Consider the following 13,072-nt stretch of genomic DNA (forward strand, 5'->3'; position numbering starts at 1 on the left):
ACAAAATAATTTGTTATCGTTAGCTGTTACTGGGCCGTATTTTTATTCGAGGGAGCCGTGGAATGGAGAAAGTGCAGTTAGTTGTCGATTTTCTTCTCACTCATAAATTGATTTTTACCGCACTGATCTTTGCGATTATGTGGTTAATTCGTCGTGCAATTTTATCGATGATTCGTGGTGATCACGCTTTTCTCTCAGAAGATCAGCGTAGTTGGATGTCCAGAACTAAAAATGGCACCTTTGCTGTTACATTACTGATTTTATTTATTTTATGGCAATCAGAAATTAACGAGTTTGCTCTGAGTGTAACGGCGATTGCCGTTGCCATTGTAGTGGCATCCAAAGAAATCATTTTGTGTTTTACGGGTTCGATTCAAAGAGCAAGTTCACGTTCTTTTCGCGTTGGGGACTGGATTGAGGTCGGGAAGTTATGCGGTGAAGTGATTGAGCACAATATGATGGCGACGGTGATTCAAGAGATCGACCTGCATCATGGGCAATATCATTACACCGGCAAAACAGCGACATTGCCTAATAGTATGTTCTTTACCTATCCAGTAAAGAACCTCAACTTCATGAAGCGGTACGTTTACCACAACTTTTCTGTAGTGGTGAAAGACTTCGTCAATTTGTATCCACTGCTACCGATTTTAACTGATAAAATTGAAGAACATTGCAGTTACTTTGCTGATGTTGCACATCGTTACAATGCGATGATTGAAAAACATGCCGGTGTTGACCTTCCTGGTTCTGAGCCACATATGCATATTTCTAGTAACATTAATGGTGAACAAATTCTGCACGTGATGATTTTCTGCCCAACCGATAAAGCGAACCACTTAGAGCACTTAATTCGTAAGGACTTTATGGAACTTTATGAGCAACGTTTTCCTGTAGTGCGAGAAGAATAGAGCATCGTACTTCGCCTTTAATTTCAAACCCCGCTATCAAAATAGCGGGGTTTGTTTTTCTTAGCGTATTTTTAGGCTGTAACAATATTCCCAACTTAGCTGAATTTACTCTTCAGCATTAAAAATAGGAAGTAAGTGCTGCCTATAATAGCGACCAACGTGCCAGCTGCGACCTGACTTGGATAAATAGCGATTTGTCCTAGCCAATCTGCCCACAACATTAGGGTTGCGCCAATTAAGGCACCGACACACAGTTGCTCTTTCACTTTTCTTGCTCCTAACATCATCGCCATATGGGGAGCGACCAAGCCAACAAAAGATATTGGACCAACTGTAGCGGTAGAAAAGGCGCATAACAAAGCAACGATGGTGAGCATAAGCGTATTGGCTACGGTAGGGTTAAGCCCTCGTGCATTTGAGAATTGTCGCCCGATGGCAATTAGTGTTAGCCAACGAGAAATCGAGAATACAGCGGCAAGCAGAACTATTATGGCCAAACATAGCATCAGTGCGGTGTCGGCTGTGACTCGATAAATAGAACCAGTTAGCCACAATAAAATTTTGTAACTGTCACCAGAACTTTGAGCTAGCGAAAATTGAACGAGGGCTTCTAGTAGTGCCGTTAGTGCGATGCCGGACAACACGAAGTTAGATGGATTAAAATGGCTTCGTTTACCGATAATCAGCAATAACATCAATACGGACATACTTCCGAAAAAAGCGATACCCCAGCTAAATGCGGAGAGAAGCGACCCAGCGATGACTCCTGTCGTTATAATGGCAAACGTGGCTCCGGAAGACACACCGAGAATATCGGGACTTGCCAGAGGGTTATAAACAATGCGTTGCAAAATGATTCCGGCAACGGATAGCGCAATACCGACAGAAAGTGCGGTTAACATTCGCGGCCAACGCAATTGCCATTGGAACTCACCTGGCACAGACCATTGGATCCCGTTTATACCATGGGTAACGAATGAGTAAGCTAGAATCCCAACCAGACTGAATAGCGCAATGCTGCATACCGCGCGTTTAGAAAGCGCCGTTTTTCCTTGGCTCATTGAAAGGTTAAGTTGATCGGTTGCCGTCAGTTTTTTACGAGTAAACCAAATTAAAGCGGGAGCGCCAATAGCTGCAGCCGCTACGCCGCTAGGAATGGTTTCCTCTAACCATAAGCTCAGCGAGATAGCGGCAGAGTCTGTGATGATTAGTAGCATTGCGCCCAAAAGCATGCTGCTGATCAATTCGTCGCGCGGTGTTCTTGCCCCCATCGCTCTGGCAATATTGGGTGTCAGTAATCCGATGAAGCTGATAATACCAACTGCGGTGATGGAGGCAGATACCAGCCAAATACCCATCACCATTAACGCACCAAACGCGGGTAATACCGCTAAGCCTCGGGCTGCTGCGCCTTCTTGTCCTAGTTTCATTAAGGTCAGAATACGTGGTGCGACGATCAAAATTACGATTGCGATAGCGCAGCGAGGCAATAACCACTCAAACCAATCCCAGCTGTATTGAGAGAGGTCTCCTGCTCCCCACATAAAAATATTCTGTGCGAACTGGGCGTTTAAAATAATAATGGCTGTGGCGATAGAACCGAGCAAGATATTGATCACCATCCCCGAAACGACCAACGGCAAACCTGTCATATTACGCACACCGGCAATTGATACGATCAGGCCAAACGCCACTAAAGCCCCAAACATTGCGGCTAATGCAGAGTAATCGGCGACCCAATCGACGAACCAAATGTTTACCACGACTAATGCAAGCCAAGCACCAGAAGAGGTGCCAAGAGTCAACGGCGAGGTGAGGTTATTCTGCGTTAATTGCTGCATTAAGCTGCCGGTGAGACCAAGCATGGCACCAACAAGCAGGGTCATACTTAACCTAGGAAGTTGCGCTTGCGTAAAGAATACATCACGAAACTCGGTTGCTACCTCTGGTTTTGTTAATAATTGCCATTGTTCGAAAAGTGATAAATTAGTATCAATTTGTAGGCTAAAGACGCTAAGTAACGTAATCAGCGCCAGATAACCAATATAATGTTTCGTTCTCATTGTTCTGGTGCCAACTCTATTAGACTGTCGGTAATCGCTTCAGCGGTGTATTGCAAAGACATGGCACCGCCATACGCCCACACTGCTCTGACTGAATTTACCCGCTGCTTTTTCACAAACGGCATCGCTTGCCAAAGTGGCGACTCTTTCAGTTTTCGTTCTTCTGGGAAAGGTTGTACGTAGAGAACGTAGCTGTTTTGAAGGCCCTGAAGCCGATTGATTCGATCTTGCTTTACTCCCCACGCTCGTGGGTCCTCTTTAATTGGAGCCTGTAATCCCAGTTTTCTAACCACGTAGTCAGTGGTGGAGTTTTCGGTTGCAAGTAATACAGTATTCGGAGTTGAAAATCGCATCACAAGAACGCTGAGTGGAGAAGAGTAATAGTGGCGAATTCGCTGGCGCATCTGCGCAAATGAAGAATCTAATTCTGCCAGTTTCTGTTCAGCAAGTGCCTCTTTATTGAATAGCTTGCTGAGCGTACGAAAGTGACGAATGGCCGTTTCAGCAGCGGCCTCATTTTCAGAAAAATTAGGTAAATAGATTACCGGAGCAATTTGTTTGAGTAACGGAATCAAGTCTTGCTGTGGAGACGCAGCAAGGATGACATCTGGTTTCAAACTGGCTATTTTTTCTAAGTTGGGCTCTGCTCGGGTTCCAATATCTTCAATTGATTCTGGTGCAGTTGGATTGACGACCCATTGGCGGTAGCCTGGTAAATTTGGGGCTGCGATTGGTTCTACGTTTAGCGCCAAAACTTGTTCTAAGATGTCCCAGTTTAAGGCTACAACGCGTTGTGGCGCGTGCTCAAAACTATGCTCACCATATTCATCGGTAACGGTGATGACTGCATGTGCATTGGTCATAAAAAATGCGAGGAGAAAAGCAGATTGTGTAACCACGGTAAGTAAACGAGCCATTATGCGCATACAACAGCCACCTTTTGGCTCGCTAATGTGTTAGCCGGGCTTGGGTGCTCAATCAGCTTAATTGGTGACTCATATAGTTTAGAAAGGCGTGCCTCGTCTAACAACATGTCGGCGTTGCCTTCAAAGGCAATCTTACCTTTTTTGAGCGCAACAATGTGGGTGGCGTAGCGCAGTGCTAAGTTCAGATCGTGCAGGATCACGATAATGCCTACATTCTCGGTTCGATTCAGTTCTGCCAGCAGCGCCATTAGTTGAAACTGATGGTGAACATCGAGCGCCGAGGTTGGCTCATCGAGAATTAAAATTGGCGATTGTTGAGCCAGTAGCATAGACACCCAAGCACGTTGGCGTTCGCCGCCCGATAAGTCATCCGCCAAAGCTTGAGCAAAAGGTGTAACTCCTGTTCGTTCCATAGCCTGCGTGATGATCTGTTTGTCTTCGGTTTTCCAACGACCAAGTGCCCCACGCCACGGAAAGCGACCTAAGCGCACTAGCTCTTCTACCGTTAAACCAGCCGAAGAGGGCAGCTTTTGTGGCAAATAGGCGATCTGTTTTGCCAACTCTTTGGTTTTGAGTGATGAAAGGGAAGTATCGTTTAGTGTTACCGTGCCTTTATCTGGTGGCATTTGACCAGAAAGCAGGTTCACCAGTGTCGACTTACCTGAACCGTTATGGCCTAAAACGACCGTTAGCTCATTTGTTGGGATGTTAAGTTGTTCGATGCCGAGGATCTGACGTCCACCTCGCACGATCTCAATATTAGACAGTTGAAACATGGATGGCTCTTAGGAGAAAACTCCCCTCAATAGAGGGGAGTAGAAGTACAATTACCAGCGGTAGTTTGCGTTTAGCATAACAGAGCGAGACTGGCCGTAGTAACACCAGTAATCGCAACCTGAAACAAACTCTTTATCTAGGATGTTGTTCACGTTTAGCTGTGCTTGCCACTGTGAAGTGATGTCGTAAGTGACTGACGCATCCCAAAGAGTGACTGAAGGAACAGTTAGGTTCGAGCTCTTAGGGTTATCTTTTGACTCACCTACGTAGCGCACACCAGTACCGATATTGAGGCCTGGAATCAGGCTGTAGGCACTGTAGTCTACCCATGCAGACGCTTGGTGCTCAGGAATAAGTGCGGCTTGTTTTTTACCTTGGCCAAAGCTCTCATCTGTTTTCGCTTTAGTGTAGGTGTAGCTTGCCATCAGCTTTAGATCGTCGGTTAGCTGCGCCGTGCTTTCTAGCTCAATACCTTGAGATGTCACTTCACCTGTTTGTGTCGCAATCCATGTTGATGGGTTAGTAACCAACGCGTTCTTTTGCGTGATGTCGAACCATGCAAGGTTGATAAAGCCATCCATAAAGTTTGGCTCATACTTCACACCCACTTCTACTTGCTCGCCTTCCAGCGGTTTGTAAAGTTCATTGGTTGCCGCATCAATAGTGCTGATCACTTCAAACGACTGAGAGTAGTTTGCGTAAGGTGACAGGCCATTGTTTGCAAGGTACATCACACCCGCACTTAGAGAGAGCTGACCATCATCACGAGATTCACTTTGATCAACGGTAGCGCCTTTGCCAGAGTTTTCTGTTTTCACCCAATCGTAACGAGCACCTATGTTACCAATCCACTGTTCATGCAGTTTCAATTGGTATTGTGAATAGAGACTTGCTTGAGATTTCTCAATCTCACGTTTCACGTTGTTGGCAGGATCAAGAGGGGTGAAGTTGCCGTAAACTGGGTTCCACGGATTGATGGTACCAAATGCGTAGTTGTCCTGCTCGTCGCCATCGGTTTTGTGGAATTGCAGATCCATACCGATAAGCACTGTGTGCTCTGCGTTGTCTGTCATCCAGTTGCCGACGGCATTGTTATCGAACGTGATGCTCTGGTTTTTTCCGTCACGGAATACGATGCCTTGCGTTAACTCTTCTTTCGCTGGATCGTTGTTTGAGAACGCGTAAGAGCTGCGCAAGTACAACTCATTCGAACCGTAGTTGAGGTTTTGCGAGAGTGACCACGTGTCATTGATGTCGTGCTCTAGTAAGTAACCTAGAGAAAACTGCGTGCGTTCGTATTTATCGTAGTTTGGCTGACCAAGGTTAGTCGAAGGATCGATTTTGCCAAAGTTAGAACCAATCAGAGTACCTGCTGCCGGGAAGAATGGGTTAGTTGGTACACCGTCATCATGAAGGTAAGTTGCCAAAACGGTCAGCATTGTACGGTCAGAAATGTCGAACTCGACACTTGGCGCTAGGTAGAAACGCTCGTTATTTGTGCCGTCCAGTTCACCATCTTGGCTTGTCATCAAGCCAACCAAACGATAGCGCACAGTGCCTGCGTCGTTTGCTTCGTCAGCAATGTCAAAACCTACGGATTGGTGTTGGTTGTTGCCAACTTCGACTTTTACTTCGCCTTGAGGCGTAAACGTTGGTTTTTTCTGCACCGCATTCACGATACCGCCTGGTGCCGATTCACCAAACAGAATAGCCGATGGACCTTTAACGACTTCTACACTTTCTAGGCCGTAAGGTTCGACCAACCATGTGTAGTAACCATCGCGGAATAGGCGGTTGCCGTTTAGGTAAGTCGCTGCATCAAATCCACGAACTTTGAACCAATCAGTGTCGTTGTCTGCGCCATAAGGCTGAGCGGTTACACCAGACGTGTAGCGTAATGCTTCATCTAGCTTTTTCGGTGCACGAACACGAAGTTCATCTTCAGAAATGATAGATACGCTGCGCGGCGTTTCTGCTGCCGGGGTTTCTACTTTAAGTGCTTGCGCGGTGACCGTTATGGTCTCCATGGCAATCACGTCATCTTGTACGACGTCTTCTTGAGCTTGTGCTGTGAATGCAACCACTGCTGTAGGTGCTAAAGCACAAACCAACGCGTTGCGGATAGCGATGGTCAGTGAGTTATTCTTTTGCATAAATCTATTCCCGATAATTATGATTAACGCTAAGCTTAATTGTAATTATTATCATTTGAGCTTTTGTTTCGGTATTTTACTGACTTTTGTATCAAAAGATAGTAAAACGTTCGCAAATTCATTCGCGGTACCTAAAGTCATTGTTATGTTCAATTGGTTTGAAAAGCTGACCCAACCCTTTCCCCAGATGGAAACCGAAAAGCCACCGAAGACGCTATTTGGCTTTTGTCGTTTTTACACTCGTGGCTTTGAAGCCCCTTTACTCGTTATGGCTGTGTTCAGTGCGCTTATTGCCATTACTGAGGTGACGCTGTTGCGTTATATGGGCGAGCTCGTCGATATTCTCTCTAATCAAGATCGCGCAACATTCTGGCAAGACCAGGGTGATCGCATGCTAATGATGCTGTTCTTAGTGGCGGTTGTGATGCCAGCTCTCGGTTTTGTCCACTCAATGGTGATGCACCAAACGTTATTGGGTAACTACCCGATGTCTATCCGTTGGTTGATTCACCGTTACTTGCTAAAACAAGCGGTTGGATTTTTCCAGCGTGACTTTGCAGGCCGAGTTGCGACCAAAGTGATGCAAAGTGCGTTAGCGGTACGAGAAACGGTCATGAAGCTGGTGGATGTACTGGTTTATATCAGCGTTTATTTTCTTTCGATGCTCTGGATGATGGGCGAAGCCGATGGTTTGCTAATGTTGCCTATTGTGATTTGGATAGGAATGTACGCGGTTATCCAGTTCTACTTTATCCCTAAAATGAAACAAGTAGCGACGGAGCAAGCGGATGCTCGTTCTGTAATGACTGGGCGCATTGTCGATTCTTACACCAACATATCTACCGTAAAGCTATTCGCGCACTCGCAAAGAGAGTTGGAATACGCAGAAAGCAGCATGAAGCAATTTTTGGTGACGGTTTACCGCCAAATGCGCATGGTGACTTGTTTACTGTTTAGTGTGGATGCCATCAACTATTTGCTGCTGATGTCTATTAGTGCTATTTCGGTTTATCTATGGCTAGATCACGCTGTAACAATTGGTGCTATTGCGATTGCTATCAGTATTGCGTTGCGCGTACAAGGTATGTCGAAGTGGATCATGTGGGAAGTTAGCGCACTGTTTGAAAACATCGGTACAGTAGTAGACGGTATTAATACGATTTCAAACGATGTTGAAGTGAAAGACGTACCAAATGCTAAGCCTTTGCAAATCTCTCAAGGTGAGATCTGCTTTGATCACGTAGGTTTTAACTACAGTGATGAGAAGGCAGTATTTGAGAACTTGAATCTGACTATCAAACCGGGCGAAAAAGTCGGCATTGTCGGTCGTTCTGGGGCAGGTAAATCCACGTTGGTTAACCTGTTGCTGCGTTTTTACGATGTGAATACGGGTAAGATTTGTATTGATGGGCAGGACATTTCTCAAGTCGAACAAGAGTCGCTTCGCCAACACATCGGTATGATCACGCAAGACACCTCTTTGCTGCATCGTTCAATTAAAGAGAACATTCTTTACGGTGATCCAGATGCTTCAATGGATGCCGTTATCGCAGCTGCTGAGAAAGCACATGCTCATGATTTCATTCAATCTCTACGAGACGAGCAAGGTAACGTTGGCTATGACGTTGAAGTGGGTGAACGCGGTGTGAAGCTGTCTGGTGGTCAGCGTCAACGTGTGGCGATTGCTCGCGTTCTGCTGAAAAACGCGCCAATTTTGATCATGGATGAAGCAACGTCTGCACTTGATTCAGAAGTAGAATCGGCAATTCAAGAAAACCTTGAAGTTCTGATGGAAGGAAAAACAGTGATTGCGATTGCTCACCGTTTATCAACGATTGCCGCGATGGATCGTTTGATTGTAATGGATGACGGCAAAATCATTGAGCAAGGCTCGCATTACGAGCTGCTGCAATTGGGTGGTGTTTACGCTCAGTTGTGGAAGCATCAAACCGGCGGATTTTTGTCTGAGCAAGGTGATGCTCAACTGCAAGTCATCTAATATGACGCTACACGAAAGAGGAGCAAATGCTCCTCTTTTTTGTGTCTGTCGTTTATACCGAGTAAGTAGGCGTTAATGGGCAACGTTAACTTGTGATTATTCATTGAGTTAGGCCAACTTAATGATGATTATGTTTATAACTCACTGTCGTTATTGAATTTTTTACGCTTTTTTTACGCGAACTCCGAATGGGCTTTTGCTAAAGTTTTCTACATCGAATTTTGGTTGATGTATTTTATGTTTGTTCAATGGCGAGATAACACCTTTCTCTTTTCTACTACCGTGATTGTTGGCGCGGTTGTCGTCTCATGGTTGTTAGACCAACTGTTTGGCTCTACAGCCGCAGTCCTGCTGATTTTACAGTTAGCGGTCGTGGTAGTGGCGTTTCAATGCAACTCGCGATTCGCTTATGCGGCGGCGGTGATCGAAGCGTTGAGCTTCAACTTCTTTTTCACGACGCCTCGTTACTCTTTGCAGATGTTTCGTCCGGAAGACATTTTTAATTTAGTCGTGTTTATGGTGGTGGCATTTATCACCAGCACCTTTGCGGATCTTTATCGTCGCCAGCAGGGCGAGTTAAAACAAACCAAGCTGCAAAACAGCATCCTGCTATCGGTGTCCCATGACTTACGCACGCCGCTGGCAACCATTATTGGAACATTGACCACACTCAACGAGTACATGCCCAAGCTCAATGACTTAGAGCGTAAAGAATTGCTCGACAGTGCGACTTCAGAAAGCCATCGCTTGCATCAATATATCGAGAACCTCTTACAGGCGACTAAGCTCCAGCACGGCACATTAAAAATTACCAAAAAAGATGAGTTGATTGCAGATATTGTTCGGGATGCGGTTTCTCGTTTGCCAAATTACACCGAGAAAGTGTCCATGAATATGGATGATTCCGTTGATTATTTGTCAGTAAGTCGTTCGCTCATCGAACAAGCGATTTTTAATGTGTTGGATAATGCCATGCGATTTTCACCAGAGAATGAATCTGTTGAGGTTTCACTTTCTAAGCAGGGTTCGTCGTGCGTGATTGATGTTCGGGACATGGGGATTGGCATTAAAGCTGAAGATGCGGAAAAAATATTCAGCCTTTTCTATTCCGGCACGAACAACAAATCGGCCGATTCAGGCACCGGAATGGGACTCGCGGTTGCCAAAGGCATCATCACCGCACACCAAGGATATATTCAATCTATGCCAGTATCAGAAGGGACGCTGATCCGCATTCGACTTCCACTCAATCAAGGAGCAGAGCAGGCGTGAGTTACAAAGTTTTAGTCGTGGACGATGAGCCTCGCATTCATACCTTTATTCGAATTTCGCTGTCTGCTGAAGGGTTTGATTACATTGGCGCGAGTACCATTTCAGAAGCCAAAGCGTGTTTCGAAGCGCATTCGCCGCACGTCATTCTGCTAGATTTAGGCTTGCCCGACGGCGATGGGAAGGAGTTTCTCACTACGCTTCGTCAGACCTATAAAACGCCAGTGCTAGTGCTGACAGCTCGCGATCAAGAAGAGGAAAAAATCCGCCTTTTAGAAGCGGGCGCGAATGATTACTTGAGCAAGCCTTTTGGCGTAAAAGAGCTCATCGCGCGCATCAAAGTGCTGGTTCGAGATTTGGTGGATGAGCAAACCGTCGCTGATGAGCTGGTGGCTGGCCGAGTCAAAATCATCAAAAGCACTCACCAATTTTGGTTGGATCAGAGGGAAATTCCACTCACCAAGAAAGAGTTTTCTTTCATTGAACAATTGATTCTCAAGCCGGGAAAACTCATTGAGCAAACTCATTTGCTAGCGGTGATTTGGGGAAAAAGTCATGTCGAAGATACTCACTACTTACGCGTGCTAGTGAGTCAACTACGCAAAAAACTGAACGATAGTGCTGACGAACAGCGGCTATTAAAAACCGAGCCGGGGCTGGGTTATCGTTTAGTGCTAGAGGCGTCCAAGCACCACTAAATTCCAAATTTAATCAACGTTAATGCCAAGGTTTAGTGCTGGTTATCGGCACTCGAACAGGATTCGTGTTGCCTATTTTCCGTGACGGAAAATCAGTCTAACCCTTAACGCATTAGCATTTTCTATACATAAAACACAGTTAGGTATTGATATGGCTCACTTTACAGTAATTGGTCTAGGGCGATTTGGCGTTGCCGCCAGCTTAGAACTTATTCATCTTGGACACACCGTAACGGGGATGGATAGCGACCCGAAAATCGTCGAAAAATACGTCGAAGAGTTAACGCAAGCGGTCATATGTGACGCAACAGACGAAGGTGCACTCAGAGAGTTAGCGTTAGCGAACAGTGATGTGGTGTTGGTGGCGATTGGCGAAGACATGCAAGCCAGTTTGTTGTGTACGCTGGCGCTGAAAAATCTGGGTGTGAAATCTATTTGGGTCAAAGCGAGCACCAAAGCGCACCATACCATCGTGTCTAAGCTTGGTGTACAACGCATTATTCATCCGGAAGAGGAGATGGGCGTAAGAGTCGCGCAGGCACTCAACTATCCGATGGTGAACAACTATTTAGAAATGGGGCATGGCTTGTATGTGGTGGAAATCCACGTTAAATCCAATCTGCACGATACGCCGCTTTCTAAGTTGATCAGCCGAGGCAGTTACAACATTCAGCCAATCTTGGTGAAGCGCGAAGAAGCCGTCTACACCAATATCAATGATGAGTTTGTGCTTAATGAGTTCGACACGCTGTTGCTTTGCGGTAGTCGCGCTGAGCTGAAATACGTCGCTCCAAGGTTGGTGTAACATGGTTTTGTGGCATCCCTCTATTATCCCAATCGAGCGAAAACCCAAAGCGGGCAAAAAATTGTTGGGCGCACCGCCATTAATACTTAGCCTCAGCTTTGCGTGCTTGATCATGCTCGGCACGGTCTTACTCAAACTGCCGATTGCCACCACAGAGCCCATCACTTGGATTCAAAGCCTGTTTACAGCAACATCGGCCATTACGGTGACGGGATTAGTTGTGGTAGACACGGGCACGGCGTTTACGCCTTTTGGGCAAGTGGTTATTGCTTTCCTGATTCAATGTGGTGGCCTAGGTTTGATGACGTTTGCTATCGTGACCTTGCTGGCTCTGGGCGGAAAAATTGGCTTTTTGGAGCGAGCAGTCGCGAGAGAGGCGTTCAACCAGACTGATTCATCGACACTCATTGCCACTGCTAAATCTGTATTGATGTTCGCTCTGCTCGTTGAACTTATTGGTTTCACTATTTTGAGCGTTTATTGGAGTGAAGAGCTGGGCTGGGAAACCAGTTTGTTCCATGGTTTCTTCTACACCATCAGTGCGTTTAACAATGCAGGTTTTGCGTTGAGTGCCGATAGCTTAATGCCTTACGTGGACGACCCGGTCGTTAACTTCACCATTACCAGTTTGTTCATTATTGGTGGTTTAGGCTTCTCGGTTTGGATTGACTTAAAACGCAATCGCCGTTGGCATCGACTCACCGTTTACAGTCGAATGATGATCTTAGGCACGATGATCATTAACGTGGTGGCACTTATCGCGATTTATCTGATTGAATATGACAACCCCAACACGCTTGCCCCGTTGAGCGAAGCAGGGAAATGGTGGGCATCGTGGTTTCAAGCGGTGACGCCAAGAACGGCAGGGTTCAACACTTTAGCTATCGATCAGTTGGAAGATGCCACAACGGCGATCATTCTGGTGTTGATGTTTATCGGCGGTGGATCATTGAGTACGGCAAGTGGCATTAAAGTTGTGACATTTATAGTGTTAGTCTTGGCGACTTACAGCTATTTGCGTCGCGATGAAGCAACCTATGCCTTTCAACGCGAGATTCCCAAAGAGACCATCAGCAAGGCATTGGCGCTGACTCTGATCTCGGTGGGGGTGACTTGGTTTGCCATATTCACGCTGTTACTGACAGAGAAAGCGTCTATGTTAGACATTATGTTCGAAGCGGTCTCGGCACTGGGTACGGTTGGGTTATCGCGAGGCTTAACGGGCAGTTTGTCCGAACCGGGTGAGTTAGTGATCATCTTCATGATGTTTATGGGACGATTAGGGCCTCTTACATTAGCGTACTTCTTAGCCAGTCCAAGAAAGAAAAAAGCGCGTTACGCGAGTACTAAACTGGCAATAGGGTAAATGGGCTAACTCGTACAAAGTGAGCAAAAGGCTAGACAAAAGAGGAGTAACTGCTCCTCTTTTTGTGCTCGTTGTAGCCACGAAACTGTATACGGCAGTCTCTCT

At 46.0% G+C, this 13,072-nt stretch carries 10 protein-coding genes; 6 read left to right on the plus strand and 4 right to left on the minus strand.

What is annotated here, in order from left to right:
• Positions 1-62: 62 nt before the first annotated feature.
• Complete coding sequence (locus R7Q47_RS02075) at positions 63-911, plus strand: mechanosensitive ion channel family protein (RefSeq protein WP_005375171.1); 849 nt, start codon at positions 63-65, stop codon at positions 909-911.
• A gap of 95 nt (positions 912-1,006) precedes the next feature.
• Here R7Q47_RS02075 and fhuB read toward each other — a convergent pair whose 3' ends face one another.
• From fhuB to R7Q47_RS02095, 4 genes are read right to left on the minus strand one after another with little or no spacing between them, the layout of a single operon-like run.
• Entirely contained in the window at positions 1,007-2,974 is a 1,968-nt protein-coding gene (fhuB, locus tag R7Q47_RS02080; RefSeq protein ID WP_171342474.1) for a Fe(3+)-hydroxamate ABC transporter permease FhuB, read from the minus strand.
• Positions 2,971-3,900 carry an iron-siderophore ABC transporter substrate-binding protein gene (locus R7Q47_RS02085; RefSeq protein ID WP_171342475.1) on the minus strand — a complete coding sequence of 310 codons (930 nt, stop codon included), beginning with the start codon at positions 3,898-3,900 and terminating at the stop codon, positions 2,971-2,973. The genes fhuB and R7Q47_RS02085 overlap by 4 nt, the downstream gene beginning before the upstream one ends.
• A complete protein-coding gene (locus R7Q47_RS02090; protein ID WP_005383893.1) occupies positions 3,891-4,676 on the minus strand; it encodes an ABC transporter ATP-binding protein in 786 nt (261 codons plus the stop codon). Before R7Q47_RS02090 ends, R7Q47_RS02085 begins: the two co-directional genes overlap by 10 nt.
• A gap of 51 nt (positions 4,677-4,727) precedes the next feature.
• Complete coding sequence (locus tag R7Q47_RS02095; RefSeq protein WP_171342476.1) at positions 4,728-6,830, minus strand: TonB-dependent siderophore receptor; 2,103 nt, start codon at positions 6,828-6,830, stop codon at positions 4,728-4,730.
• A gap of 145 nt (positions 6,831-6,975) precedes the next feature.
• Here R7Q47_RS02095 and R7Q47_RS02100 point away from each other — a divergent pair, with 145 nt between their 5' ends.
• From R7Q47_RS02100 to R7Q47_RS02120, 5 genes are all read left to right on the plus strand, one after another.
• A complete protein-coding gene (locus tag R7Q47_RS02100; protein WP_033906862.1) occupies positions 6,976-8,829 on the plus strand; it encodes an ABC transporter ATP-binding protein in 1,854 nt (617 codons plus the stop codon).
• A gap of 237 nt (positions 8,830-9,066) precedes the next feature.
• Positions 9,067-10,101 carry a DUF4118 domain-containing protein gene (locus R7Q47_RS02105; RefSeq protein WP_171342591.1) on the plus strand — a complete coding sequence of 345 codons (1,035 nt, stop codon included), beginning with the start codon at positions 9,067-9,069 and terminating at the stop codon, positions 10,099-10,101.
• Positions 10,098-10,796, plus strand: coding sequence for a response regulator transcription factor (locus R7Q47_RS02110; RefSeq protein WP_171342477.1), 699 nt, complete (start codon positions 10,098-10,100; stop codon positions 10,794-10,796). The genes R7Q47_RS02105 and R7Q47_RS02110 overlap by 4 nt, the downstream gene beginning before the upstream one ends.
• Positions 10,797-10,947: 151 nt before the next feature.
• Complete coding sequence (locus tag R7Q47_RS02115; protein ID WP_053320111.1) at positions 10,948-11,601, plus strand: potassium channel family protein; 654 nt, start codon at positions 10,948-10,950, stop codon at positions 11,599-11,601.
• Position 11,602: 1 nt separating this feature from the next.
• On the plus strand, positions 11,603-12,967 hold the full coding sequence (locus tag R7Q47_RS02120; RefSeq protein ID WP_025768536.1) for a TrkH family potassium uptake protein: 1,365 nt from the start codon (positions 11,603-11,605) through the stop codon (positions 12,965-12,967).
• Positions 12,968-13,072: the final 105 nt, after the last annotated feature.

The organism is Vibrio sp. Vb0349, from assembly GCF_033338975.1.